The organism is Lutimaribacter saemankumensis, assembly GCF_900100005.1.
Classification (GTDB): Bacteria; Pseudomonadota; Alphaproteobacteria; order Rhodobacterales; family Rhodobacteraceae; genus Lutimaribacter; species Lutimaribacter saemankumensis.
On record NZ_FNEB01000004.1, the window covers coordinates 223,792 to 246,996 of the forward strand.

Sequence of the window (23,205 nt, forward strand, 5' to 3'; positions counted from 1 at the left end):
TGCGATCCTCTCAGTTCGATTTTCGACCGGGCAAGAAGGGCAGGGGGGCCACCGGGATACCGTCTTCGATCAACTTTTTCGCGTCTTCCGGTTTCGCCTCGCCATAGATCGAGCGTTCGGGCGCCGCGCCTTCGTGCATCGCGCGGGCTTCCTTTGCGAAATTCATGCCGACGTAATCGGAATTCGCCTCGATCTTGCGCTTGAGTTCGGCAAGCGCCTGCTCCGCCGGGCTGGCGGGGGCGCTGAGCGGTTTTTCCTGTTCGGGGCCGGTCGATGCCTTGCGGCCCGGCCGGACCTGCGGCGCCATCAGGGCTTTTTCGACCCCGCTGTCACCGCAAATGGCACAGGAAACCATGCCGTTCGCCTTGAGCTTTTCAAAGGCGTCGGCTGATTGGAACCAGCTTTCGAAACGGTGGCCGTCGGTGCATTTGAGCGTGAATTTTATCATCGCGTTTTACCGGAATTAACGTGTCTTTACATAACTACGGCCGCGAAAAGATCAAGCTAACGCCGCAGCAGGCGGGGGTCGAAGTTTCGTATGATCTCGGCCAGCTCGGGTTCGGACACGCGGGCCGCCGCCTTCTTGCGGCCAAACCACTTGCGGCGACGCTGCTTTGCCTCGGGAAAGCTGCCGTCCAACGATTTCACGGCCACCGGAAAGACGATCGCGATACAAGGTTCCTGCCGCTTGCGGCCCAACACCTTGCGGTAGGAAAATACGCCGATGGCGTCCTTGTCCACCCGGCCGCGTACGCCCGCCTCTTCCCAGGCTTCGCGCAATGCGGCCTTGGCGGGTGACTTGCCCCGCATCGGCCAGCCCTTGGGGATGATCCACCGCCCGGTCCCACGCGAGGTAATCAACAGGAATTGAGGCTTTTCCTTGCGTATCCGAAAGCAAAGCGCCGCGTATTGCGTCCGCACATCGTCGTGATGCGCAAGCATCGCCTTGGTCGAAAAGTGGCGTGCCACGTACCCGGCTCCTGTCTCGTGCTGCCCTTGGCCCGACTGTCGCTTGAAAATCCACACCGATCAAGCCCCGGCCGCGCGCGCTTGCGCAGGGCCGGGCGCACGGGTAAGGCGAGAGGATGGCGACACAACTTTCGCATAAGGACCACACCCGCGCGATACTGGTGCTGGGTCTTCCGCTGATCGGCAGCCACCTGGCGCAATTCGCGGTAACGCTGACCGATGCGGTGATGCTGGGTTGGTACGATGTCGAAGTGCTTGCGCAGCAGGTTCTGGGCGGCATGCTGTTTTTCGTGCTGTTCATCATGGGATCGGGCTTTGCCTGGGCGGTGATGCCCATGGTGGCCGAGGCCGAAAGCGCCGGCCGCGTGGCCGAGGTGCGCCGCGTCACCCGTATGGCGCAATGGCTGTCCATGCTTTTCGGGCTGGCCTGTCTGCCGGTGTTCTGGTGGTCCGAGTCGCTGTTGCTGCTTGCGGGGCAACAGCCCGGTGTCGCCGCCGGCGCACAGGACTACCTGCGCATAGCGGGTCTGGCGATCTTTCCTGCGCTTATGGTCATGTTGCTGAAATCCTATCTTGCGGCGCTGGAACGTGCGCAGGTGGTGTTGTGGGTGACGGTTGCGGCCGTCTTCGTGAACGTTCTGGTGAACTACGCGCTGATCTTCGGTAACTGGGGAATGCCCGAACTGGGCATTCGCGGTGCGGCCATCGCATCGCTTGCGGTGCAGGCCGTGTCGGCGGTGGGGCTGGCGGTCTATGCCGCGCTGGTCACGCCCGAACATGCGCTGTTCAGCCGGGTCTGGCGCCCGGATTGGGAGGCGTTCGGCGCCGTGTTCCGCCTGGGCTGGCCCATCGGGATCACCAACCTCGCCGAGGTCGGTCTGTTCGCGGCCTCGTCGCTGATGATGGGGTGGCTGGGCACTTTGCCGCTCGCCGCGCATGGCATCGCGCTGCAGATCAGTTCGGCTACTTTCATGGTGCATCTGGGGTTGTCGAACGCGGCCACCGTGCGAGCGGGCAGGGCGCTGGGACGCGGCGATCTGGACGGGCTCAGGCGCGGTGGGGCGGTGATCATCGCGATCTCCGGCGTGATGGTGGCGTTGACGATCGCGTTGTTCCTGGGCCTTCCGGGGCCGATGGTCGGGCTGTTCCTGGCGCCGGACGACCCCGATCGCGCCTTCGTCATCGCGATCGGCGTCGGGTTGCTGGCGGCGGCGGCGCTGTTCCAGTTGGCAGACGCCGCACAGGTGATGGCGCTGGGCTTGCTGCGCGGGGTGCAGGACACGCGTGTGCCGATGGTGATCGCGACGCTGAGCTATTGGGCCGTGGGCGTTCCCATGAGCTATGTGCTTGGGTTCACCCTGGGCATGGGTGGCGTGGGCGTCTGGCTGGGGCTCGCCATCGGGTTGGCCCTTGCGGGCGTCTTCATGATGTGGCGGTTCTGGCGTATCACCCTGCCTGCGCTGTCGGGGCGCCCTGCCTGACGATCAAATTCCCGTGTCGGGCCTGTCCGGGGGGAACCGCGCGACTACCTTCTGCGCCATGCGACAGTCCATGATTTCATTTCCTCTCGTTGGCCTTCTTGCCCTTGCGGCCACGCTTTTGGGTGGTCCCGCCGCGGCTGCGGGCCCGGTACCGTTCGATCAAAGCTGGCAGGAGCAGCGGTTCCCGCGTCTTGCCGCCAACAGCTACGCCTTCAGGGGAAAGACTCTCGGCCTGAGGTCGGAGGGTGCGGTATCTTTGGCGTGGCGCGGGCTCGATGCGTCGTTCTGGTCGGCGCGGCAGGCGGAATGGGACTGGCAGGTCGATGCCGGCACGCCCCCGACCGACCTGACCCGCAAGGGCGGCGATGACCGCAACATCGCACTCTATTTCGTGTTCGTGCCGCGCGACAGGGCCGAGGATGCCTCGGAGTCCAGCCTGCGGCGGTTGCTGCGCGACCGGGATGCACGGGTGCTGGTCTATGTCTGGGGCGGCGCGCATGATCGCAACCAGATGCTCGATAGCCCCTATCTCGGGGATCGCGGAAAGACCGTCGTGCTGCGGCCATCCGGCAGCGGGGCGCATCGCGAAACAGTGGACCTTGCCGGGGATTATGCACGCGCCTTTGGCGGTTCACCCGGTGCGCTGGTCGGCCTTGCGGTATCCGGCGACAGCGACGATACCGACAGCCGGATCGAGGCGCGCATCGACAACCTGGTTCTGCGATAGATCAGTCTTCGGTGATGCCGCGCGCCGCAAGCATGCGGTCGGCCTTTTTGCGGACCAACACGGTGCGCAGGTCGTGCATCGCCAGCAAAAGGGAATCCGTCACCAGTTCCAGCTGTTCGTCCGTGGCACGGGATTGTGCCCAGTGGGTCGTCTGGTTCAGGTAATCCACCGCACGCAGGATGTCGTCGATATCGCGTTCGGCCAGGACGCGCACGCGCTCGGTCATCCAGTCGCGGATTGCGCTCAGGTCTTCGTCGGAAAGGGTGCGTTCGCCATGCGGCTTGATCTGGCCGTTGTTGATGTTGACGACCGCGATCTGATCCATCTCGATCCGGCGCTGGCGGTTTTCGGTGTCCACGCGGAACACGAACGCGCCGTTCTCGCGCACACGGAAATAATATGGGGGCAGTTCGCCAGCCATGCCTGTCCTGCTTTCTTGCCTATCCGAAGGGCCTTACACCAATTCCGCGCAGAAGTCGCCAATGCGCTTGCATGCTTCTGTCAATGCCTCGTCCGATGTGGCGTAGCTGATACGGAAACAGGGCGACAGGCCGAATGCGGCGCCAAAAACGACCGCAACGCCCTGCGCGTCGAGCAAGGCGGTGGCAAAGGCCTCGTCGCTGTCGATCCTGGTGCCGTCCGGCGTCTGCTTGCCAATCAGCCCGGCGATTGACGGGTAGACATAGAACGCCCCCTCGGGCCGTGGGCAGGTGATGCCGGAAATGGCGTTCAGCGCATCGACCACCAGGTTGCGGCGGCGGACGAAGGCGATGTTGTGTTCGGCGATGAAATCATGCGGACCGTTCAGGGCCGCCACCGCGGCCCACTGGCTGATCGAACAGGGGTTCGAGGTGGATTGCGACTGCACCTTGCGGATCGCCGCGATCAGCGGTTCGGGCCCCGCGGCATAGCCGATGCGCCAGCCCGTCATGCAATAGGCCTTTGACACGCCGTTGACGGTCAGCGTGCGGTCGTAAAGCCCCGGTTCGACCTGCGCGGGGGTGCAGAATTCGAAATCGTCATAGGCGAGGTGTTCGTACATGTCGTCCGTCAGCACATGCACATGCGGATGACGCATGAGCACGTCGGTCAGCGCCTTCAGTTCGTCACGCGAATAACCCGCGCCGGTGGGGTTCGAGGGCGAGTTGAACAGGAACCACTTGGTGTTGCGCGTGATCGCGGCCTCCAACTGGTCGGGCGTGATCTTGAATGCGTTTTCCAGCTGCGCCTCGATGAACACCGGCTGCCCGCCCGCCAAAAGCACCATGTCGGGATAGCTGACCCAGTAGGGGGCGGGGATGATCACCTCGTCGCCGGGGTTCAGCGTGGCCATCAGCGCGTTATAGAGCACCTGCTTGCCCCCGGTGCCCACGGTAACCTGCGCGGGCTTGTAGTCCAGCCCGTTGTCGCGCGCGAACTTGGCGCAGATCGCCTGTTTCAGCTCGGGGATGCCGTCGACCTGGGTGTAACGTGTGTGGCCGGCCTCGATCGCGGCGATACCGGCGGCGCGGATATGTTCGGGCGTGTCGAAATCGGGTTCGCCCGCGCTCAGCCCGATGATGTCGCGGCCGGCGGCCTTCAGTTCGGCCGCCTTGTTCGACATCGCGATCGTGGGTGACGGTTTTACGCGCGAAAGTGTCTGAGACAGAAAGGACATGGGCCACCCCCGGTTTTAATCGCTTGATCGATGTCTTAGGCTTGGGCGGCATGCCGATCAAGCACGATCGGAGGAACGGAGAAAAATGGAACAAACCGATACCAACGACTGGTACGGCCCCGACGCAGCGACCTTTGGCGACCGGCTGGCCGCTGCGCGCGAAGCCGCGGGCATGACCCAAAAACAGCTGGCCAAGCGCCTCGGCGTCAAGCTTGGCACACTGAATGCCTGGGAAAACGACATGAGCGAGCCGCGCGCCAACCGCCTGTCGATGATGGCCGGTATTCTCAACGTGTCGATCATGTGGTTGCTGACCGGTGAAGGCGACGGTCTGGCCGCGCCCGAGGACGAGGTGACCATTCCACCCGAAATCAATGACCTTCTGGTCGAGATCCGCGATCTCAAGGCGCAGATCGGTGCATCCGCCGAGCGACTGGGGCGCCTGGAAAAGAAGTTGCGCCTGACGCTGAAATCCGGCACCTGAGGGGCATGACAGAACCACGCGATATCCGTCTCAAACGCCTGCGCATGCGCTCGATGCGGCGCGGCATCAAGGAAATGGACATGATCCTGATCCGCTATTCGGGATCGCGCCTGGATGCGCTTGGGCCGGACGAGCTGGATGTCTATGACGCGCTGCTGTCCGAGAACGATCAGGATCTATATCAATGGGTGTCGGGCCAGGCGGCCCCGCCCGACCGCTTTTCCGCCCTGGTCGAAGATATCCGCCAAGTGATCGGAACCGCGGAATAATTCGCATTTTACGAACCATTTTGGGGGTTTAACCGATTATTCGGCATTTTGCCCCAGTGTCCCGTCCCGAGCAGCCATAGGACGGAGACACGATAGATGAGCATGCACAGCAGGATGCCCGAAGCGCATCAACACAGCTTCATGGGCGGTTACCTAGAAGCGTTGGCACTGGTCGAACGTCTGCACCGGTTGCTGCTCGACGTCATCAAGGACGAGTTCGAGCGGGTGGGCGTCATCGACATAAACGCGGTGCAGGCGCTTCTCTTGTTCAATATCGGCGAGAACGAGGTGACGGCCGGGGAACTTAAAAGCCGCGGTTACTATCAAGGCAGCAATGTCAGCTACAACCTGAAAAAGCTGGTTGAAATGGGCTACATGCATCACCAGCGGTGCGAGATCGACCGCCGCTCGGTCCGGGTCCGCCTGACGCAGAAAGGCCGCGATATCCGCGATGTCGTGGCAAAGCTCTTTGCCCGTCACGCCGATGGCCTGCAGGAAAAGGGTGTGCTGGGGGCCGAAGGGATCGAAACAATCACCCATTCGCTGCGCCGCGTCGAACGCTACTGGACGGACCAGATCCGCTATATCTACTGACGCCGGGGCGATGCCCGACCGATCTGGACGGACAATTCTCGCAGCAGCTTGCGCTCCATTGCGTCCCGGTAATCTGCGAACCCGTCGGCCCGGAGGACGAATGCCCCGGGCCCACGGATCAAATCGCGGCGGTAATGGTCGAAAAGATCACCTGTTTCGGCATGATCCATGGCCGGGTCATCCACCATGATCGCCAACCCGTTGACCGTGACACCCGCCAGCGTTCCGCGCGCATAGACCTCGGCCGGGGAGGGGCCGTCGTTGTGCACACCATCGCCTGACACGTCCAGGATCTGCCGGTCGCAGGGCGGGGCGCGGTTGAACATCGCCTGGGCGTATTCCAGCATCCGCCCGGTGCCGGTCGCGAATTCCGCATAGCTGCGGCGGCTATCGGAAATGGCGGCCGCCGCCGCGTCGATGGCAGCCGGGCTGTCCAGCCATGTCCATTCCAGGATGACGTCCTGCTGGACCAGGCCGCTCCATTCGAACACCGCCAGCGCAACACGCTGTCCCGGCACCGAAAGCACCGCGTCCCTGACCGCCGGCGCGGCCAGCGCGGCCGCCAGGCCCTGACGCTGCAACTGGTCTTCGTCCGCATCGACCGAGGACGAGATGTCCAGCGCCAGCAGCAGCGCCAGCCGGCAAGAGGCCGCCGCCGACTGCACCGACAGCAGGATCGCCAGCGCGGCCGCGGCCAGCCTTACCAATGGCCGGTGTTTTCCATGCTTGCCCACGGCTCTTGCGGCGCCAGCGGGTCGCCCATCTGCAAAAGCTCGACCGAGATATTGTCGGGGCTGCGCACAAAGGCCATGCGTCCATCACGCGGTGGGCGGTTGATCGTGACGCCGTTGTCCATCAGGTGCTGGCACATCTCGTAGATGTTTTCGACCGCATAGGCGAGATGCCCGAAATGCCGGCTGTCCGAGGGCAGGCCGTCATCTCCATCCCAGTTGTAGGTCAACTCGACCGGGCATTCCTCCTGGCCTTCCGGGGCCATGAAGATCAGCGAAAACCGACCTTCCTCGCTGTCGTAGTGGCGGGTCTTCTTGAGGCCCAGAAGCTTGTAGAACTTCATGCTGGCTTCGAGATCCTTCACCCGGACCATCGTGTGCAGGTATTTGACTTTCATTGCCCGTTCCCCCTTTGCTTGCTTTGTGTAGGCCAAGTTAAAGCGGCGGCGCGTCAATGCCAGCCGAATCTCGGATCAGGCGGTCAAAACGCGGAACGCACGCCGAATTCTGTCGCAATACGATCGGATTCGTACAGGCCGATATTCGAAAGATTGCGCTCGGCCCGAAGCGTGACCGTGGGCACGAAGCCATAGAAATCCACCTCGCGGAACGTGGCTGTGACATGGGCGATCGCGCTTTGATCCTGGCGCCCGTCCGCGCTGAACGGGCTTGTATCGTAATCCCGCATCCTCAGGGAAAGCCCGTAATCCAGGTCGACACCCCAGAACGGGTTTGGCGGCGCGAAACTGACGCCCATCCCGATCTCGGAGTAATCGGCATTCGAGCTGTCCGACCGGCTGTCGCCCAATTCCAGCCGCCAGGTCAGAACGCCACCTTCGGCAAGGGCTTGCTGCAGGAACAGGTCCAGGCGGCCGGCATCCGCATGCGGGGCGCGCGGACCACGGGTGAGTTCCGACGACAGCGTGCCGCCAAGGCGCAGGGTTGGCGACATCACGCGGGTCGCCCCAAGCTTGACCGACCCGAAATCCGCGTAATGCTGCCCGCCGTAATCCATCGTCCCGAGATGCGCACCCAGGGTGACCTCGCCGCTCCGGTCCGGCAGGCGCCAGCGCTGGGTCAATCCGCCCGAGATGATCGAGGTGCGGAAATCGCTGCCTTTGACACCGGGGGCCAAGGCCTTGGCCGCATCGCTCAGCTTGTAGGTGCGATAGTCATAGGCGAGGGTCACATCGGTGGCGCGCATCGGCGTTTCGCCGAAACGGTACCGCAGGGCAAATCCGATATTCTGCTCGACCCCGGACAGGGCCAGGGCCGCGCCGCCCAACTCGACCTCGACGAATTGCCGGGTGAAGGGATCGAAAAACGTCGACTCGCCCGTGGTAGACCCGTTGTTCACGTTTGAATTCGGGCTGATCCCGGCGATGATCTGAAAACTGAGCGGTGTCCGCGACCGCACATACTTGAAATCGCGGGCGGCACGGGCGCGGCTTGCCTCGTCGGGGGCGTGTTCGATGGCGCGGCGCAACCATAGCTGGGCGGGGATGCGCAGATCGGAACTCGCCAGTGCCTGCGCCATCACCAGCGCGCTGGCATGGCGTTCCTGCGCGGTGTCCGAGTGCCGCCAGGCCGCGCGCGCCCAGCGTCGCGCGTTTTCGAGCTGGCCCAGATCACGATAGGCGCGCGCGCCTATCAGCAGGGCATCGACATCGCCACCGTCGCGCGCGCGCAGCGCCTCGGCCATGACCGCAGCCTGATCCGGCCTGCCTTGTTCGAGCGACTGCAAAGCGATGCCGCGCAATTCGTCCGGCGTCATCTCGACCGTCGACGCCTGAGCGCCCTGCGCCATCAAGGTGGCGCAAAGGACTGCCAGTCTGAGCCACATTGCCTGCGCCTTATCTGCGCTTGACGATGAAGGCGCCGGTTTCGCGTTCGGTGATGCCGCTGCCGCGGGGATCTTCGCCTTCGAGCACGACGATCCCGACGATCTCCCCGCCCGCGCCGGACGTGTGATCGCCCGACATGACCAGGTAGTAGTTGCCTTCCAGATGGGTGTCGCCGAACCGCGAGGTAAAGACCTCGCCGGTGGCCTCGCCGTTCTCGGTCATCACGTTCGGGCCGATCCGCGTCGTGATGGTTTCCAGCGCTGACAGCGGGGAGAACCCGGTCGGCACGTTGCTGTTGGCCGCGGACAGGTAAGTCGCCGTGATGTTGTTGCCGTTGACGTCGAAAATCTCGCGGTTCGAAATCCGCAGCCGCACGGCATCGGCGCAGGTTGCCCCCGAGCAATTGTTGAGGAACCCGTCAAAGTCGATCGCCACGTCGGCATCGCCCGTCACGTATTCCAGCCCGCCGCGTCCGTCGAAGTCGCGCAAGCCAGCATAATCGCCGCCATAAGACGCCTGGCCCGAGGTCGGCAGGACCACACCGTTGTTACGCTGGTAAATGAAGCCGCCGAAACCATAGCCGACATAGCTGCCTGTGCGGACCACCGCGAATTCGGTCTGGCCGGTGTCGCTGACACCATAGATGACGCGGTGCTGAAGCTGCGAGATAGGCGAATTGGTCAGGAAATCGGGCACGGTCGTCGGTGCCTCGTAGACCGCATAGAGCGAATTGCCGGGTTTCGACAACGTGGTGACGGCGGTGCCGCGCGTGTATTGATAGGGCGGGTTGTCGCCGTCAAAGGCCAGCCCCTCGACCTGGAACGTGTCCGAGGCGCTGTCATAGGCAAAGTCGTTCGCGAACCCGTTGCCGTAATCCGTGCCCGAGGAATCCTCGGCCCGCGCTTCGCGGCGCTGGATCGGGTCCGTCGCCTGCGGGTCGCTGGTTCCGGGCAGGGCAAAGGGCTCGGTTTCGGGCTCAGCGGGGGCGGGTGCCGGCTCTTCGTCTTTCATGAACGGGTTGGTGCCATCGCCACTGCAGGCAGAAAGCGCCAGTGCCGCGCACAGCATAAGGGAATAGGGTTTCATCGCGCCTGTCCTCATTTCGCGTCTGTTGCACCCGCTTTATTATTGATGCCGGGTGTCGTTTGGGCGCTAAGGTCAGGCGGGTGCCACAAAAAGTCAACAATTGAAACACAATCGACGGCAGAGCGGGCCGCAACCGCGGCCAATCTGCCACCCCCGCGATATGGGCTTTTTCCACCCTGTAAACGCAAGATATAGTGTCCCGGCGACTCGCCCGGTAAAGAAAGGATGCGCCATGACGCTCTCGCCCGAACAACAGGCCGAAATCGACGACCTGCGTGCCAACCCGCAGCCGACGCTGCGCACGGTGTCGGAGGGCATGGAAAAGCACCTCTATTCCGCGATCCCGGTGCTGGATCACGGCTTCGTCCGGGTGGTCGACTACATGGGCGACGACGCCGCGATCTGCCAGGCCGCGCGCGTGAGCTATGGCAAGGGCACCAAGTCGGTGCAGAACGACGAGGGGCTGATCCGCTACCTGATGCGGCACTGGCATTCGACCCCGTTCGAGATGTGCGAGATCAAGCTGCACGTCAAACTGCCCGTGTTCGTCGCGCGGCAGTGGATCCGCCACCGCACCGCCAACGTCAACGAATATTCCGCGCGCTATTCGATCCTCGACCGCGAGTTCTACATTCCTGCGCCCGAGGCGCTGGCCGCGCAATCTGTCGTCAACAACCAGGGCCGGGGCGAGGCGCTGGAGGGCGAAGAGGCCGACCGCGTCCTGCGCTACCTGCGCGACGACGCGATGCGCGCCTATGACCATTACGAGGAAATGATCAGCCAGGAAGGCCAAAAGGGCCTGGCCCGCGAACTGGCCCGCATGAACCTGCCCGCCAACGTCTATACCCAATGGTACTGGAAGGTCGATCTGCACAACCTGCTGCACTTTTTGCGCCTGCGCGCCGATGCCCACGCCCAGTACGAAATCCGCGTCTATGCCGATGCGATCTGCGACGTGGTGGCCGACTGGGTGCCCTTCGCCTACAAGGCATTCGAGGATTACCGCATGGGTGGCGCCACGCTGAGCGCCACAGCCCTTGATTGTGTCCGCCGGATGTTGAAAGGTGAGGCCGTCACACAGGAAAACTCCGGTATGTCCAAGGGCGAATGGCGGGAGTTTATGGGGGTGCTTGCCTAGAAGCTGACTCTGGGTTATTGCACCCGAAAGTCGGAGTTGTGTCAGTTGCTAGTAAATCACGTACAAGGTGAGCGGTTTCCGTCGCGAAAATACACACAAGAAGAAGTTGAGGAATTCTTGCGGAGCGTTGCTTCAACAGAAGATGTCTTCTTTTGCAAACGCGTTTTGTTCCGCCTCAAGGATTGCGGCCTGGAACCCTTGGAGGTCGTCGCTGCTATCCAAGACGGCGTGGTGCGTTCTTGGGAATTGACACCGGATCGCTGGGACATCCGCCTTGAGGTGCGGCCGGATGATGGTGACGTTAAAGCTTACAACGTGGTTGTGTATCTGACCAAAGAACACTCACTGTACTGTGAGGACATCAGAGATGCGGCCTAGAGAGTGTTGGTTTCGTGAGTTGTTGACACAATCGCTCAGTGTATGTGAACACTATATTAATTAAGTCTGTGTAGATGACAGGGGTTCCTATCAGATTAACTTGATATCTGACGAACCGGTAAGAGGGACAGTATGCTGGATAAAGTTGAACGTGCGGACGTACCGAGCCATGCAATCGCAGTTTCCTTGGGCGAAGGTGATTGGTTCCGTTACTCGGCTTGCGGTATGGATAATGTCTACGTGTGTGGGGTTATGGCCGCGCATTTCACAGACCTCGATGAATGGTTTAAATTCAGAAACTTGCGTCTCATGAACCAGCTCATATCAGAGGCTTTGTCGAATGAGGTGGATTTGATCGGGCCAGCGCAGTTCACCTTTTTGAGAAAACAAACAGGTCTGACTCTGCATGAATTTTGTTCGCTGAACTCAATTGACTTGCATAGTGTCGAAGCGTGGCTTGAAGGTCGAGGGTTTCTTCCTGATGGGCTTCGCGAATCGGTGTGTGCAATGGTGAGCGACATCCACGCCAACCGCTCAACTGCAGCACAATTGCGCGATCAAGCGCTGAATCTGCATCAGGCGGCCTGATATTCGATCGTACAGAGTGCGTTCTTGCACAGCATCTTAATGGACTGGCGCTTTTCGGCGTGACGACGCGGATGTGTTCAGCGCGCCCGCTCGGTTTCGCTTGTTCCCTCCCATCATAAAAAAACCCGACCAAAATCGTCGTAATCGCTCTGGTATCCGCCGCCGCCCTCCCTATCTTTGCCCGAACGGCTAAAAAAACGCTTGTTCACCATGCGCCCCCTCCGCTTTAAGGGGCCGCGCGGAACGACGACAGGGAGCAGACATGACGAACGGTGGCGGATTACTTCCCATCATCGCCCTCTTGCCCTTTCTGGGGGCATTGATACCGGGCATCATGATCCGGGCGGGCCGGAACGCCTGCGCCGCGTTCACCGCCGTGCCGACGATCGTCGCGCTGGCGATGCTGGCCACGATGACCCCGCAGGTCATGGCGGGCGAAGTGCTGACCGCGCAGATCACCTGGCTGCCGCAGTTGGGCCTGTCGGCCAGTTTCTTCCTCGACGGGCTGGGGTTGATGTTTGCCTTCATGATCCTGGGCGTCGGGCTGCTGATCACGCTATACGCGCGGTTCTACCTGTCGGGCGAGGATCCGATGGGGCAGTTCTATACCTACCTGCTGCTGTTCCAGGGCGCGATGCTGGGCATCGTGATTTCCGACAACATCCTGCTTTTGCTGATTTTCTGGGAGCTGACGAGCCTCAGCTCCTTCCTGCTGATCGGGTATTGGAAACACCTGCCCGAGGGCCGGCAGGGCGCGCGCATGGCGCTAGCGGTCACCGGGTCGGGCGGGTTGGCGATGATCGCGGGCATGCTGATCCTGGGCAATATCGCGGGCAGCTACAACCTGACCGACATCCTGCAGCAGGGCGATGCGATCCGCGCCTCCGACTGGTATCTGCCGGCGCTGATCCTGATCCTGCTGGGCGCCTTCACCAAGTCGGCGCAGTTCCCGTTCCATTTCTGGCTGCCGCACGCGATGGCCGCGCCCACGCCGGTGTCGGCCTACCTGCACTCGGCCACGATGGTGAAGGCGGGCGTTTTCCTGATGGCCCGGATGTGGCCGGTTCTGGCGGGCACCGACGCGTGGTTCTACATCGTGTCGATCACCGGGCTTGTGACGATGGTGCTGGGCGCGCTGATCGCGCTGTTCAAGGACGATCTCAAGGCGCTGCTCGCGTTTTCCACGGTCAGCCACCTGGGCCTGCTGACGATGCTGCTGGGCTTTGGCACCGAAAAGGCGGCGATCGCTGCGGTGTTCCACATCATCAACCACCTGACCTTCAAGGCGGCGCTGTTCATGACGGCGGGGATTGTCGATCACGAAACCCACACGCGCGACATCAAGCGCCTGGGCGGGCTGGCCAAGTTCATGCCGATCACCGCGCTCATCGGCACCGTGGCGGCGCTGTCGATGGCGGGGATTCCGCTGTTCAACGGCTTCCTGTCCAAGGAGCTGATGCTGGAAGAGGCCGCGCACACCGCCTGGTACGACAATCACTGGGTCGTGCCCGCGCTGGCGACGCTGGGCGCGCTGTTGTCGGTGGCCTATTCGCTGCGCTTCATTTTCCACGTCTTTGCCGGTCCCGCGCGCGACGACTACCCGGCCAAGCCGCATGATCCGCCGTTTGGCATGTATGCCGCGCCCGCGCTGCTGTGCGTGCTGGTGGTGCTGATCGGCGTGATGCCCGCGCTGGCCACGCCGGTGGTCAAGATGGCCGCGAACGCGGTCACCGGGACCGAGCTGAGTTTCTATCTCAAGATCTGGCACGGCGTGACGCCGGCGCTGATCATGTCGATCATCGCGGTTGTCGGTGGCGCGATCCTTCTGGGCCTGCACCGCCCGCTGGAGCGCGTCTGGAACGCCGCCCCGCGCCCCGAGGCCAAGGCCATTTTCGACGCGCTGATGGCGGCCGCCGTGGGCCTTTCGACCCGTGTGACCGAAGGGCTGCACAACGGCGCGATCAGCCGCTACCTCGCGATTTTCGTGGCGGCCACGGTGGCGATGACCTGGGTCGCGTTCTCGGGCGGCACGCTCAGTCCGTCGACGCGCGAATTCCTTCCCGTGGCGCCGGTCGCGGCGATCGGCTGGGTGCTGCTGATGGCGGCCACGGTGCTGGTCGTCTTCAATCACCGCAACCGGTTCCGGGCGCTGGTGCTGATCGGGATCATCGGGCTGATGATCTCGGGCGGGTTCGTCTACCTGTCTGCGCCCGACCTTGCGCTGACGCAGATCTCGGTCGAGACCGTGACGATCATGCTGCTGCTTCTGGCGCTGCATTTCCTGCCCAAGACAACTCCGTCCGAAAGCAGCGCGGGCCTGCGCCTGCGTGACGGGGCCATCGCGATTGCGGCGGGGGTTGGCGTTGCGGCGCTGTCCATGGCGTTCCTGATGCGCGATTTCGACACGATCTCGGAATACCACCTGGCCAATTCCTACGAAGGCGGCGGCGGCACGAACGTCGTCAACGTGATCCTGGTGGACTTCCGGGGCTACGATACGTTTGGCGAGATCATCGTGCTTGGCATTGCCGGCCTGACAATCTTTGCGCTGATGGAGGCGCTGCTGAACGGTCCGGCCTCGCGCCGTCTGCGCAACACCGATTACAGCCAGGACCGGTCGCGCGACCGCCACCCGCTGATGATGGTTGTGGCCACGCGCGCGATGCTGCCCATCGCGGTGATGGTCGGCGTCTACATCTTCCTGCGCGGGCACAACCAGCCGGGCGGCGGGTTCGTTGCGGGCCTCGTGATCTCGATCGCGCTGCTGATGCAGTACATGGCCTCGGGCTTTGGCTGGACGCAGACGCGCCAGCGGTTCGAATATCATTCGATGATCGGCTGGGGCGTGCTGGTGGCCGGCATCACCGGGGCTGCGGCCTGGCTGGGCGGCGCACCGTTCCTGACCAGCATCTATGGCTACATCAAGCTGCCCTGGATCGAAAAATTCGGGCTCGGGTCGGCCTTCATGTTCGATCTGGGCGTGTTCCTGACCGTTCTCGGGGCCGTGATGCTGATGCTCTACAGCCTGTCGCGCATCGCGCGCTACGCGGGCGAAACCGTGAATATCGAGCCGATGGATTACGATCCGTCACTGAAACCAGAGCTGAAAAAGCCGGAGGAGGGGTGACATGGAGCTTTTGGTGGCAAGCTCGGTCGGCGTGCTGACCGCGGGCGGAGTGTACCTGATCCTGCGGCTAAGGGCGTTTCCCGTGATCCTGGGATTGGCGCTGCTGTCCTATGCGGTGAACATCTTTCTGTTCTCCACGGGGCGGTTGCTGGTCAACGCGCCGCCCGTGCTGAACAAGTACGGCGACGCGGTCAATACCGATCCGCTGCCACAGGCGCTGGTGCTGACGGCCATCGTGATCTCGTTCGGGATGACGGCGGTGCTGGTGATGATCGCGCTGGGCGCGTTTCTCGAGGCAGACCACGACAAGATCGACATGACCGATGAACCCGAGGCCGAGGCCATGGGCGAGGAGCGCGGCGCATGAGTCACTGGATTATCGCCCCGGTCGTTCTTCCGGCGGTCCTTGCGCCGATCATCGCCTTTGTCATGCGCCACGATATCGGGCTGGCGCGCGCGGCGTCCTTTGCGGGCACCATCGCGCTGGCCGCGATCTGCATCGGGCTGACGGTCGCCGCCGCGGGTGGCGAAACCGTATCCTACGAGCTTGGCAACTGGCCCGCGCCCTTTGGTATCGTGCTGGTGCTGGATCGGCTGTCGGCGGTCATGCTTTTGCTGACATCGATGCTTGCGCTGATCGTGCTGGTGCATGCCGTCGCTACGGGCTGGGACGCGCGCGGGCGGCATTTTCACGCGCTGTTCCAGTTCCAGCTGATGGGCATTTGCGGCGCGTTCCTGACGGGGGATGCCTTCAACCTCTTCGTTTTCTTCGAGGTTCTGCTGATCGCATCCTACGGGTTGATGATCCACGGCGGCGGCCGCGTGCGCCTGCAGGCGGGTCTGCAATACGTGGTCATGAACCTGGCGGGGTCGACGCTGTTCCTGTTCGCGCTCGGTACGCTTTATGCCGCGACGGGCACGTTGAACATCGCGGATCTTGCCGAAAAGGTACGCGCCCTGCCGGTCGAGGACGCGGCACTGGTGCGCTCGGCCGCGATCATGCTGATGATCGTCTTCGCGGTCAAAGCGGCGCTTTTCCCGGTGCAGTTCTGGCTGCCCGGCACCTATTCGAACGCGCCCGCCCCGGTGGCGGCGCTGTTCGCCATCATGACCAAGGTCGGCGCCTACGCCATCATCCGCGTCCATAGCGTGGTGTTCGGGCCGGACGTGCCGGTTCTTGCAGGGTTGCCGGGGACGTGGCTGATGCCCGCGGCGATCGTAACGCTGGCCATCGGCGCCATCGGCGTGTTGGGGGCGCGGCGCCTTATGCCGCTGCTGTCCTTCTCGGTCGTCGGCTCGATGGGGACGATGATGATCGCCGTTGCGGCCTTCACCCCCGAAGCGACGAGTGCCGCGCTCTATTACCTTGTGCACTCCACCTTCTCGGCGGCCGCGCTGTTCCTGCTGGCCGATCTCGTGGTGTCGCGGCGTGAAACCGGCGACTTGCTCAAGGCGCAGATGCCCACCGTGCAGAACGGGCTGTTCGCGGCGCTGTTCTTTGCCGGGGCGATCGGGATGGCGGGGATGCCGCCGCTCAGCGGGTTCCTGGGCAAATTGCTGATCCTCGACGCGATGCGGACGACGCCCGAGATGACGATTGCCTTCGTCGCGATCCTTGTGGGGTCTTTGCTGACCATCGTCGGCTTCGCCCGCGCCGGCAGTATCCTGTTCTGGAAATCCACCGCCATGGAGCCGGTCGAAATCGACCCGGCCGCCGACGCGGTCGACCCCGAGGCCCCGCAAGCCGCCGGTGTGCTGCAAGTGGTGCCCACTTTCGCCGCCCTGGCGCTGCTTGCCGGGCTCGCGGCGTTTGCCGGGCCGGTCAGTGCGTATCTGAACGCGGCTTCGGGGCAATTGTTCGACAGCAGCGGCTATGTCGAGGCCGTGCTGGGCCAGGACGCAGAGGGCTGATCCCATGTTGAAACGCATCTTCCCCCATCCGCTTCTCAGCCTGACGCTCGTTGTCGTGTGGCTGGCGCTGGTCAACAAGGTGACACCGGGCAACTTTGTCCTGGCGGTCCTTCTGGGTATCGCGATCCCGTTCCTGACCGCGCCCTACTGGCCGGGCCGTCCGATCATCAAGCGCCCGCTGCGCGTGATCGAGTATGTCTTCATCGTTCTGTGGGACATCATCGTTGCCAACTTTCAGGTCGCGGCGATCATCCTGTTCCGGCGCAACCAGAACATCCGTTCGCAATGGGTGACGGTGCCGCTGGATCTGACCTCGCCCGAGGCAATCACCGTGCTGGCGGGCACCATCACCATGACGCCCGGAACGGTTTCGGCGATGTTGTCCGCAGACAGCAGCGCGATCCTCGTGCATTGCCTGCACACCGACGACCCGGAAGGGGTGCGCGACGACATCAAGAAACGCTACGAGTGGCGACTGAAGGAGATTTTCCAATGATCACCTACGCCTTGCTGTTCGCCTTTGGCTGTTTCGGGATCGGGCTGCTGTTCAACCTGTGGCGCATCGCGACGGGCCCGGACACCGCCGACCGCATCCTTGCGCTGGACACGATGGTCATCAACATCATCGCGCTGCTGATCCTTTACGGCATCTGGCGCGGAACGGCCGTGTATTACGAGGCGTCGATGCTGATCGCGATGGTCGGGTTCGTGTCGACAGTTGCCTATTGCCGCTTCGTCCTGCGCGGCGACATCATCGAATAGGGGGCGCAGATGGAGCTAGTGACAGAAATCCTGATCTCGTTCTTCCTGGTGGTGGCCGGAGTGTTCGGGCTGGTCGGCTCTCTTGGCATGGTCAAGCTCAAGGATACGATGCAGCGTCTGCACGCACCGACCAAGGCGACGACGGTGGGTGTCGGTGGCGTGCTGGTCGCCTCGATGCTCTATTTCCTGCTGGTCAAGGGCACGTTCAGCTTCCACGAACTGCTGATCACGCTTTTCCTCTTCCTGACCGCGCCGATCAGTGCCAACTTCATCGCCAAGACGTTCATCCAGGGCCATCTGCGGGCCGAAAACCTGCCCGCGTCCGAGGGCGAATACGGCTGGTCGATCTACGATGATCCGCCCACCGTGGACGAGACGACCGAAGAAAACGCCTGACGGCCAGCGCAGATCCCAGGGGGCGGACATGCTGACACTCGATCACATCGCGGTAGCCGCCGAAACCCTCGAGGAGGGCCGCGCTTTCGTCGAGGATCTGCTGGGAACGCCCCTGCTGCCCGGTGGCCAGCACGCGGTTATGGGCACGCATAACATGCTGCTCGGGCTGGAAGACGGCATTTACTTCGAACTGATCGCCATCGACCCGGACGCCGCGCCGCCCGCTTTTCCACGCTGGTTCGACCTTGATAGTTTCGCAGGGCCGCCCCGGCTGACCAACTGGATCTGCCGCGTGCCCGATCTGGACGCCGCGCTGGATGTGCTGGCGGCCGGCGCACCGCTGGACGTGGTGCGCGGCGATCTCCGCTGGCGCATGGGGGTGCCTGCGGACGGGCGCTTGCCCTTCGACAACTGTCACCCTGCGCTGATCCAGTGGCAGGGCAAGCTGCACCCGATGGACAGGCTGCCCAATTCCGGCCTGCGGCTTGCCAGCCTGCGCATCCTGCATCCGCGCGCGGATGAACTGCAGGCGCTGCTGGCGCCCGTGCTTGACGACCCGCGCGTATCCTGCGGTGTCAGCGATCAGCCGGCGCTCGAGGCGGTGATCGAAACGCCCCGGGGTGAAAGGGTTCTCAGATGATCATTCGCCCGGCGCGGCCTGAAGATGCGGCCGGCATCCTGCCCATCGTGAACCACGTCATCCGCGAAACATCGATCACCTTCACCTCCACCGAGAAATCCGAAGATCAGGTCAGGGACGAAATCGCATCGCGGGACGGGGCGTATTTCGTGGCGGATGCGGACGGTCGGATAAAGGGCTTCGCCACGTATTTCCAGTTCCGCAACGGCCCCGGATACGCCCGCACGATGGAACATTCCATCGCTCTGTCGCACGATGCCTGGGGGCAGGGTGCGGGGCGGGCCCTTATGTCGGCGCTCTGCGACCATGCCGCGGCGCGGGGCGCGCACAGCATGTGGGCGGGCGTCAGCGCCGAAAACCCGTCCGGTGTCGCCTTTCATGCGCGCATCGGCTTTGCCGAGGTTGCCCGCCTGCCCGAAGTCGGGTTCAAGTTCGGGCGGTGGATGGACCTTGTTCTGATGCAAAAAATTCTCTGAGACCGTCCTGACACAGCCGCAAGCACAGGGTAGGGTGCGCGCCATGTCGATTTGGACCCGCATATCCGATGCGCTTTCCGCGCTTGCCAGTGGCGAACCGCTCTCCGCTGTGTTCGACCGGCTGCGCACGCCGCCGGAACGCTCGGTCGCGTTCACCATCGCGGTGATTGCGCTGGGCGCCAAGATGGCCAAAGCCGACGGGCTGGTCACGCGCGACGAGGTCACCGCCTTCCGCGAGGTGTTCCAGATCGCAGCCGAGGACGAAGCCCAGGCCGCCCGCGTGTTCAACCTTGCCCGGCAGGACGTGGCCGGGTTCGAGGATTATGCCCGCAAGATCAAGGCGATGTTCGACCGCACCGAAGGCCCGCTATGCGACCTGATGGAAGGGTTGTTTCACATCGCGATGGCGGACGGCACCTATCACCCGGCAGAGGATGCGTTCCTGGAACGGGTGGCCGACATCTTCGGTCTGCCCGACCGCGAGTTTCGCAGTCTGCGCGCACGCTTCGTCCCCGATGCCGCGCCCGATCCCTACAGCGTGCTGGGCGTGACGCCCGAGATGACGATGGATGACATCCGCAGCGCCTGGAAAAAGCTGGTGCGCGAAAACCACCCCGACGCGCTGACCGCGCGCGGCCTGCCGGAAGAGGCGGTCAAGATGGCCGAACGCCGGATGAACGACATCAACCGCGCGTGGGAAGAGATCAGCAAGGGCAAGGCTGCCTGATGCGCATCGCCACTTATAACATCGAGTGGTTCAACAATCTGTTCGATGATCAGGGCAATCTGCTGGACGATCGCGGGTGGTCGGGGCGGCACGATGTGCGGCGCACCGATCAGCTGGCCTCGCTCGGGATCGTGTTCACAGCGTTGAACGCCGATGCCATCATGGTCATCGAAGCGCCCGACCATAACGGCCGCCGCACCACAGTGCCCGCGCTGGAAAATTTCGCCAACTATTTCGGTCTGCGCGCGCGCAAGGCCGTGGTGGGGTTTCCGAACGACACCCAGCAGGAAATCGCGCTGCTATACGACCCCGACACGCTGAGCGCGCGGCACGATCCAATCGGTGATCCGACCGGCAAGAAGGGCGATGCGGGCAGCCCGCGTTTTGACGGTGTGTTCCGTATCGATCTCGATATCGACGCCACCGAAGACCTGGTGAAATTTTCCAAGCCCCCGTTGGAGTTGGCAATCGAAACCGTGTCGGGGCGCAAGCTGCGGATGATCGGTGCGCATCTGAAATCGAAGGCGCCGCACGGGGCGCAGAATCATGACGAGGTGATGCGCATGGCCATCGCCAACCGCCGCAAGCAACTGGCGCAGGCGATCTGGCTGCGCGGGCGGGTCGAAGAGCATCTGCAAAAGGGCGAACCCCTGATCTTGCTGGGGGATTTGAACGACGGTCCCGGATTGGACGAGTACGAGCATCTTTTCGGCCGTTCGTCGGTCGAGATCGTGATGGGCGCCGATGGGCAGCAAGGGCTTTATGATCCTCATGCAAGGCGCGCATTGCAGCAGCGGATCGGGGCGATGCCGACGTCGGCCAGGTTCTATTTGTCGAGTGAACACAGGTATTTGCAGGCCCTTCTTGATTACATCATGATCTCGGGCGACCTGCTTGCGTTGGAACCGCGTTGGCGCATCTGGCATCCCTTCGACGATCCCGTGTGCTGGTCGACGCTGGAATTGCGCGATGCGCTGATTACCGCCTCCGACCACTTTCCGGTGACGCTCGATATCGGTCTGTGACTCAAAATCTTCGCGCGGATCGCTTATATTGGTCGCATGAAACGCATCGTCCTTGCCTTTGCCCTTGCCACCCTTCCGGTTTCTGCCGTCGCGCAAGATACTGAAAAGGATGGGTTTTCCCTGATGGAAGAAGGGGCGCGCCTGTTCCTTCGCGGGATGATGGAAGAGGCCGAGCCTGCCTTGAAAGAGCTTCAGCGGCTGGTCGAGGACATGGAGCCTGCGATGCGGCAATTCGTGCAGGAAATGGGGCCTGCATTGAACGAGTTACTGGGGCAGGTTGACGATCTTTCGAATTATCATGCGCCCGAGATGCTGCCCAATGGCGACATCATCCTGCGCCGTAAAGTGCCGATGCCGCCGCCCCAGGACGGGCAGGACGAGATCGAGCTTTAGGCCCGGACGGCCGTTAACCGCGCGATATCCCCGCAAAATCGCGCAGTTCCTGACATAAGATGAACGGAAACCGCGCGGCCCGGCGCCGAAACCGCGCGGCGTGGGCCCGCCGGACACATCCCTTTGGTTAAGGAAGGGTTAATTTCAGCGTTCTCTCCGCCCGGTCCGGGCAAGGGCGCGCGGTTTGCGCCCTAAACCGCGCGGTCGTTAAGGTTTCGCTGTCGGGGACCGGCGGCGCAGCTTGACCCGGCTTGTCGCGCCCAACGTATCGGCCAGCGAAAGAAACCGCGCTTCGGCCACCTCGCCGAAGAGCGGTTCGGCCTCGGGGCTGAGCCAGAGTTCCAGTTCCTTCTTCTTGGGGAACCAGCGCATTTCGCCCATCGGCGCGCCTTGCAACCACAGCATCGCGCCAAAACGCATCGCCTTACCCAGAACCTCGGCCAGGTGGACCTCTTTTTCGGGGATCAGGCTGTACATTTCCTCGAACCGGGTGCCGTCGCGCTTGTTGGTATAGCGGTGCATCAGGGCCAGGCCCAGGAACACGCGTTCGGCATGTTTCAACCCACCCAGATTGGCGCGCGTGGCGTTGTCGAAACACACCTCGGCGCGGTAGTCGGGATGCGCACGCCAACTGACGTCATGCAGCAGGCAGGCAGCCCGGATCAGGCGCTTGCGTTCAGCCGAGGCGCTGGAGAACAGCGGCAGCACAAAATGATAGAGCTGCCGGCCAAAGCCGGGCAGGCGGGCATCCTTGGCCTCGGCAAAACGGCAGGCCTCGATCAGCGGGTCGCGGTCGCGCAGTTCCTGCGGCATCTGCTGATACAACATGCCTTCGCGGATACCATAGCTGCTGATGGCGATGTCGCGCGGCTTGAAGGTCTTGACCACCTCCTTGAGCACTTCGGCCGCCAGCGGCACCAACGCCATGCGGCTGGACGACACGCCCGAGCGGTTGCGCAACTCTTCGGCATCCTGGGATGCGATGTATTTCACCGTTTCAAGGACGGATTTGCGGCTCATGCGGTATTCGTGCAGAACGTGCAGCGGATAGCCGCGCCGCTCCATGTCGATCCGGGCGATGGCGCGCCACGACCCACCGACCAGAAACAGGCGGTTCTTTTGCGGGCCCATCTTTTCGGCGAGATCGGCCAGCGTTTCGCGGATATAGGCGCGGCGGGCCTTTTTGCCGCCCTTGATCGTGGCCAGTTTCAGCGGACCGAGCGACGAGGTTTCGCGCCTGCCGACATGGCCGCCGTTGATTTCGGCCAGTTCCATCGACGAGCCGCCGATGTCGCAGACAAGCCCGTATGATCCGGGCCAACCCAGAAGCACACCCTGCGCCGAAAGCCGTGCCTCTTCGCGCCCGTCGATGACGTGGATTTTCAATCCGGTTTCGCGCTGCACCTCGGCGCAGAAATCCGGGCCGTCCTCGGCGTCGCGGACGGCGGCCGTGGCGACGGCGGTCAGCGGGGCGATTCCCATGCCTTCGGCAAGGTGCTGGAACCGGCGCAGCGCCGACAAGGCGCGACTCCGCCCGGTCGGGGACAATTGCCCGGTCTTGCCCAGCCCTTCGCCCAGGGCGCACATTATCTTTTCGTTGTAGAAATAGGCAGGGCTGCGCGCGGCGCCGTCGAACACCACAAGGCGCACCGAGTTCGAGCCCACATCCACCACCCCCACGCGGGACAGCGCCCGTGCCTTGGGGTCGTTGAAAAGCGGCCTGCCGAACGGCCCCCAATCCTGCGGGCCCGTGCCGGTCATGTCGGTCATCGTGTGGCTCCGTGCCGTTTTGACCCGTTATG

At 63.1% G+C, this 23,205-nt stretch carries 28 protein-coding genes; 19 read left to right on the forward strand and 9 right to left on the reverse strand.

Translation table 11 applies throughout. The annotated features are described in order from the left end of the window. Window positions 1–10: 10 nt before the first annotated feature. Both BLT50_RS10130 and BLT50_RS10135 read right to left on the reverse strand, forming a co-directional pair. Entirely contained in the window at window positions 11–448 is a 438-nt protein-coding gene (locus tag BLT50_RS10130; RefSeq protein ID WP_090028547.1) for a DUF1178 family protein, read from the reverse strand. Between the two features lie 56 nt (window positions 449–504). Then, window positions 505–969: an NUDIX hydrolase gene (locus BLT50_RS10135; RefSeq protein ID WP_342706700.1), complete on the reverse strand. Its 465-nt coding sequence runs from the start codon at window positions 967–969 to the stop codon at window positions 505–507. Between the two features lie 116 nt (window positions 970–1,085). Here BLT50_RS10135 and BLT50_RS10140 point away from each other — a divergent pair, with 116 nt between their 5' ends. Continuing rightward, window positions 1,086–2,450, forward strand: a complete 1,365-nt coding sequence (locus BLT50_RS10140; RefSeq protein WP_090028549.1) for an MATE family efflux transporter — start codon at window positions 1,086–1,088, stop codon at window positions 2,448–2,450. A 70-nt stretch (window positions 2,451–2,520) separates the two neighbouring features. Then, entirely contained in the window at window positions 2,521–3,177 is a 657-nt protein-coding gene (locus BLT50_RS10145) for a DUF3047 domain-containing protein (RefSeq protein WP_245723350.1), read from the forward strand. Between the two features lies 1 nt (window position 3,178). Here BLT50_RS10145 and BLT50_RS10150 read toward each other — a convergent pair whose 3' ends face one another. Next, the gene (locus BLT50_RS10150) at window positions 3,179–3,598 is read right to left on the reverse strand and encodes a hypothetical protein (RefSeq protein ID WP_090028551.1); all 420 of its coding nucleotides are present in this window, start codon (window positions 3,596–3,598) and stop codon (window positions 3,179–3,181) included. A gap of 33 nt (window positions 3,599–3,631) precedes the next feature. Continuing rightward, a complete protein-coding gene (locus BLT50_RS10155; RefSeq protein ID WP_090028552.1) occupies window positions 3,632–4,834 on the reverse strand; it encodes a pyridoxal phosphate-dependent aminotransferase in 1,203 nt (400 codons plus the stop codon). 85 nt (window positions 4,835–4,919) lie between these two features. Between BLT50_RS10155 and BLT50_RS10160 the strand changes: the two genes are divergently transcribed. From BLT50_RS10160 to BLT50_RS10170, 3 genes are all read left to right on the forward strand, one after another. Beyond that, window positions 4,920–5,318 (forward strand): helix-turn-helix domain-containing protein, encoded by a 399-nt coding sequence (locus tag BLT50_RS10160; RefSeq protein WP_090028553.1) that lies wholly within the window; start codon window positions 4,920–4,922, stop codon window positions 5,316–5,318. Between the two features lie 5 nt (window positions 5,319–5,323). Next, window positions 5,324–5,587 (forward strand): FAD assembly factor SdhE, encoded by a 264-nt coding sequence (locus BLT50_RS10165; RefSeq protein ID WP_090028554.1) that lies wholly within the window; start codon window positions 5,324–5,326, stop codon window positions 5,585–5,587. 96 nt (window positions 5,588–5,683) lie between these two features. Then, a complete protein-coding gene (locus BLT50_RS10170) occupies window positions 5,684–6,181 on the forward strand; it encodes a MarR family winged helix-turn-helix transcriptional regulator (protein ID WP_175491449.1) in 498 nt (165 codons plus the stop codon). On the opposite strand, the gene BLT50_RS10175 is transcribed toward BLT50_RS10170, so the two are convergent. From BLT50_RS10175 to BLT50_RS10190, 4 genes are all read right to left on the reverse strand, one after another. Continuing rightward, on the reverse strand, window positions 6,175–6,915 hold the full coding sequence (locus tag BLT50_RS10175) for a DUF1194 domain-containing protein (RefSeq protein WP_245723351.1): 741 nt from the start codon (window positions 6,913–6,915) through the stop codon (window positions 6,175–6,177). The genes BLT50_RS10170 and BLT50_RS10175 overlap by 7 nt on opposite strands. Next, window positions 6,882–7,310: a VOC family protein gene (locus BLT50_RS10180; protein ID WP_090028556.1), complete on the reverse strand. Its 429-nt coding sequence runs from the start codon at window positions 7,308–7,310 to the stop codon at window positions 6,882–6,884. The genes BLT50_RS10175 and BLT50_RS10180 overlap by 34 nt, the downstream gene beginning before the upstream one ends. Window positions 7,311–7,393: 83 nt before the next feature. After that, window positions 7,394–8,755 carry a porin family protein gene (locus BLT50_RS10185; protein ID WP_139170511.1) on the reverse strand — a complete coding sequence of 454 codons (1,362 nt, stop codon included), beginning with the start codon at window positions 8,753–8,755 and terminating at the stop codon, window positions 7,394–7,396. A gap of 10 nt (window positions 8,756–8,765) precedes the next feature. Then, window positions 8,766–9,842: a hypothetical protein gene (locus BLT50_RS10190; protein ID WP_090028558.1), complete on the reverse strand. Its 1,077-nt coding sequence runs from the start codon at window positions 9,840–9,842 to the stop codon at window positions 8,766–8,768. Between the two features lie 232 nt (window positions 9,843–10,074). Here BLT50_RS10190 and thyX point away from each other — a divergent pair, with 232 nt between their 5' ends. From thyX to BLT50_RS10260, 14 genes are all read left to right on the forward strand, one after another. Then, window positions 10,075–10,980 carry an FAD-dependent thymidylate synthase gene (gene thyX / locus BLT50_RS10195; RefSeq protein ID WP_090028559.1) on the forward strand — a complete coding sequence of 302 codons (906 nt, stop codon included), beginning with the start codon at window positions 10,075–10,077 and terminating at the stop codon, window positions 10,978–10,980. 36 nt (window positions 10,981–11,016) lie between these two features. Beyond that, window positions 11,017–11,358, forward strand: a complete 342-nt coding sequence (locus BLT50_RS19030; protein WP_139170512.1) for a hypothetical protein — start codon at window positions 11,017–11,019, stop codon at window positions 11,356–11,358. 132 nt (window positions 11,359–11,490) lie between these two features. Beyond that, a complete protein-coding gene (locus tag BLT50_RS10205) occupies window positions 11,491–11,946 on the forward strand; it encodes a hypothetical protein (RefSeq protein WP_090028561.1) in 456 nt (151 codons plus the stop codon). Between the two features lie 262 nt (window positions 11,947–12,208). Then, window positions 12,209–15,073 carry a monovalent cation/H+ antiporter subunit A gene (locus tag BLT50_RS10210; protein ID WP_090028562.1) on the forward strand — a complete coding sequence of 955 codons (2,865 nt, stop codon included), beginning with the start codon at window positions 12,209–12,211 and terminating at the stop codon, window positions 15,071–15,073. Window position 15,074: 1 nt separating this feature from the next. Further along, complete coding sequence (locus tag BLT50_RS10215) at window positions 15,075–15,440, forward strand: Na+/H+ antiporter subunit C (RefSeq protein ID WP_090028563.1); 366 nt, start codon at window positions 15,075–15,077, stop codon at window positions 15,438–15,440. Next, entirely contained in the window at window positions 15,437–16,984 is a 1,548-nt protein-coding gene (locus BLT50_RS10220) for a monovalent cation/H+ antiporter subunit D (RefSeq protein WP_090028564.1), read from the forward strand. The genes BLT50_RS10215 and BLT50_RS10220 overlap by 4 nt, the downstream gene beginning before the upstream one ends. 4 nt (window positions 16,985–16,988) lie before the next feature. Next, window positions 16,989–17,480, forward strand: coding sequence for a Na+/H+ antiporter subunit E (locus BLT50_RS10225; protein WP_090028565.1), 492 nt, complete (start codon window positions 16,989–16,991; stop codon window positions 17,478–17,480). Next, the gene (locus BLT50_RS10230) at window positions 17,477–17,746 is read left to right on the forward strand and encodes a K+/H+ antiporter subunit F (RefSeq protein WP_090028566.1); all 270 of its coding nucleotides are present in this window, start codon (window positions 17,477–17,479) and stop codon (window positions 17,744–17,746) included. The genes BLT50_RS10225 and BLT50_RS10230 overlap by 4 nt, the downstream gene beginning before the upstream one ends. A gap of 9 nt (window positions 17,747–17,755) precedes the next feature. Beyond that, window positions 17,756–18,142, forward strand: a complete 387-nt coding sequence (locus BLT50_RS10235) for a Na+/H+ antiporter subunit G (protein ID WP_090028567.1) — start codon at window positions 17,756–17,758, stop codon at window positions 18,140–18,142. 28 nt (window positions 18,143–18,170) lie between these two features. Further along, entirely contained in the window at window positions 18,171–18,782 is a 612-nt protein-coding gene (locus BLT50_RS10240; RefSeq protein ID WP_090028568.1) for a VOC family protein, read from the forward strand. Then, window positions 18,779–19,258, forward strand: coding sequence for a GNAT family N-acetyltransferase (locus BLT50_RS10245; RefSeq protein ID WP_090028569.1), 480 nt, complete (start codon window positions 18,779–18,781; stop codon window positions 19,256–19,258). The genes BLT50_RS10240 and BLT50_RS10245 overlap by 4 nt, the downstream gene beginning before the upstream one ends. 43 nt (window positions 19,259–19,301) lie before the next feature. Next, window positions 19,302–19,985 carry a molecular chaperone DjiA gene (locus BLT50_RS10250; RefSeq protein ID WP_090028570.1) on the forward strand — a complete coding sequence of 228 codons (684 nt, stop codon included), beginning with the start codon at window positions 19,302–19,304 and terminating at the stop codon, window positions 19,983–19,985. Continuing rightward, window positions 19,985–21,010 carry an endonuclease/exonuclease/phosphatase family protein gene (locus BLT50_RS10255; protein WP_090028571.1) on the forward strand — a complete coding sequence of 342 codons (1,026 nt, stop codon included), beginning with the start codon at window positions 19,985–19,987 and terminating at the stop codon, window positions 21,008–21,010. Before BLT50_RS10250 ends, BLT50_RS10255 begins: the two co-directional genes overlap by 1 nt. A gap of 36 nt (window positions 21,011–21,046) precedes the next feature. After that, entirely contained in the window at window positions 21,047–21,403 is a 357-nt protein-coding gene (locus BLT50_RS10260; RefSeq protein ID WP_090028572.1) for a hypothetical protein, read from the forward strand. Between the two features lie 207 nt (window positions 21,404–21,610). Here BLT50_RS10260 and ppx read toward each other — a convergent pair whose 3' ends face one another. Further along, window positions 21,611–23,164 (reverse strand): exopolyphosphatase, encoded by a 1,554-nt coding sequence (ppx, locus tag BLT50_RS10265; protein ID WP_425433944.1) that lies wholly within the window; start codon window positions 23,162–23,164, stop codon window positions 21,611–21,613. Between the last annotated feature and the right edge of the window lie 41 nt (window positions 23,165–23,205).

Excerpts from the sequence above, each read along its gene's own strand:
- BLT50_RS10130 (WP_090028547.1), bottom strand. The coding sequence starts at position 448 with ATGATAAAATTCACGCTCAAATGCACCGACGGCCACCGTTTCGAAAGC.
- BLT50_RS10140 (WP_090028549.1), top strand. The coding sequence starts at position 1,086 with ATGGCGACACAACTTTCGCATAAGGACCACACCCGCGCGATACTGGTG.
- BLT50_RS10145 (WP_245723350.1), top strand. The coding sequence starts at position 2,521 with ATGATTTCATTTCCTCTCGTTGGCCTTCTTGCCCTTGCGGCCACGCTT.
- BLT50_RS10150 (WP_090028551.1), bottom strand. The coding sequence starts at position 3,598 with ATGGCTGGCGAACTGCCCCCATATTATTTCCGTGTGCGCGAGAACGGC.
- BLT50_RS10155 (WP_090028552.1), bottom strand. The coding sequence starts at position 4,834 with ATGTCCTTTCTGTCTCAGACACTTTCGCGCGTAAAACCGTCACCCACG.
- BLT50_RS10160 (WP_090028553.1), top strand. The coding sequence starts at position 4,920 with ATGGAACAAACCGATACCAACGACTGGTACGGCCCCGACGCAGCGACC.
- BLT50_RS10165 (WP_090028554.1), top strand. The coding sequence starts at position 5,324 with ATGACAGAACCACGCGATATCCGTCTCAAACGCCTGCGCATGCGCTCG.
- BLT50_RS10170 (WP_175491449.1), top strand. The coding sequence starts at position 5,684 with ATGAGCATGCACAGCAGGATGCCCGAAGCGCATCAACACAGCTTCATG.
- BLT50_RS10180 (WP_090028556.1), bottom strand. The coding sequence starts at position 7,310 with ATGAAAGTCAAATACCTGCACACGATGGTCCGGGTGAAGGATCTCGAA.
- BLT50_RS10185 (WP_139170511.1), bottom strand. The coding sequence starts at position 8,755 with ATGTGGCTCAGACTGGCAGTCCTTTGCGCCACCTTGATGGCGCAGGGC.
- BLT50_RS10190 (WP_090028558.1), bottom strand. The coding sequence starts at position 9,842 with ATGAAACCCTATTCCCTTATGCTGTGCGCGGCACTGGCGCTTTCTGCC.
- thyX (WP_090028559.1), top strand. The coding sequence starts at position 10,075 with ATGACGCTCTCGCCCGAACAACAGGCCGAAATCGACGACCTGCGTGCC.
- BLT50_RS10205 (WP_090028561.1), top strand. The coding sequence starts at position 11,491 with ATGCTGGATAAAGTTGAACGTGCGGACGTACCGAGCCATGCAATCGCA.
- BLT50_RS10210 (WP_090028562.1), top strand. The coding sequence starts at position 12,209 with ATGACGAACGGTGGCGGATTACTTCCCATCATCGCCCTCTTGCCCTTT.
- BLT50_RS10215 (WP_090028563.1), top strand. The coding sequence starts at position 15,075 with ATGGAGCTTTTGGTGGCAAGCTCGGTCGGCGTGCTGACCGCGGGCGGA.
- BLT50_RS10220 (WP_090028564.1), top strand. The coding sequence starts at position 15,437 with ATGAGTCACTGGATTATCGCCCCGGTCGTTCTTCCGGCGGTCCTTGCG.
- BLT50_RS10225 (WP_090028565.1), top strand. The coding sequence starts at position 16,989 with ATGTTGAAACGCATCTTCCCCCATCCGCTTCTCAGCCTGACGCTCGTT.
- BLT50_RS10230 (WP_090028566.1), top strand. The coding sequence starts at position 17,477 with ATGATCACCTACGCCTTGCTGTTCGCCTTTGGCTGTTTCGGGATCGGG.
- BLT50_RS10235 (WP_090028567.1), top strand. The coding sequence starts at position 17,756 with ATGGAGCTAGTGACAGAAATCCTGATCTCGTTCTTCCTGGTGGTGGCC.
- BLT50_RS10240 (WP_090028568.1), top strand. The coding sequence starts at position 18,171 with ATGCTGACACTCGATCACATCGCGGTAGCCGCCGAAACCCTCGAGGAG.
- BLT50_RS10245 (WP_090028569.1), top strand. The coding sequence starts at position 18,779 with ATGATCATTCGCCCGGCGCGGCCTGAAGATGCGGCCGGCATCCTGCCC.
- BLT50_RS10250 (WP_090028570.1), top strand. The coding sequence starts at position 19,302 with ATGTCGATTTGGACCCGCATATCCGATGCGCTTTCCGCGCTTGCCAGT.
- BLT50_RS10255 (WP_090028571.1), top strand. The coding sequence starts at position 19,985 with ATGCGCATCGCCACTTATAACATCGAGTGGTTCAACAATCTGTTCGAT.
- BLT50_RS10260 (WP_090028572.1), top strand. The coding sequence starts at position 21,047 with ATGAAACGCATCGTCCTTGCCTTTGCCCTTGCCACCCTTCCGGTTTCT.
- ppx (WP_425433944.1), bottom strand. The coding sequence starts at position 23,164 with ATGACCGGCACGGGCCCGCAGGATTGGGGGCCGTTCGGCAGGCCGCTT.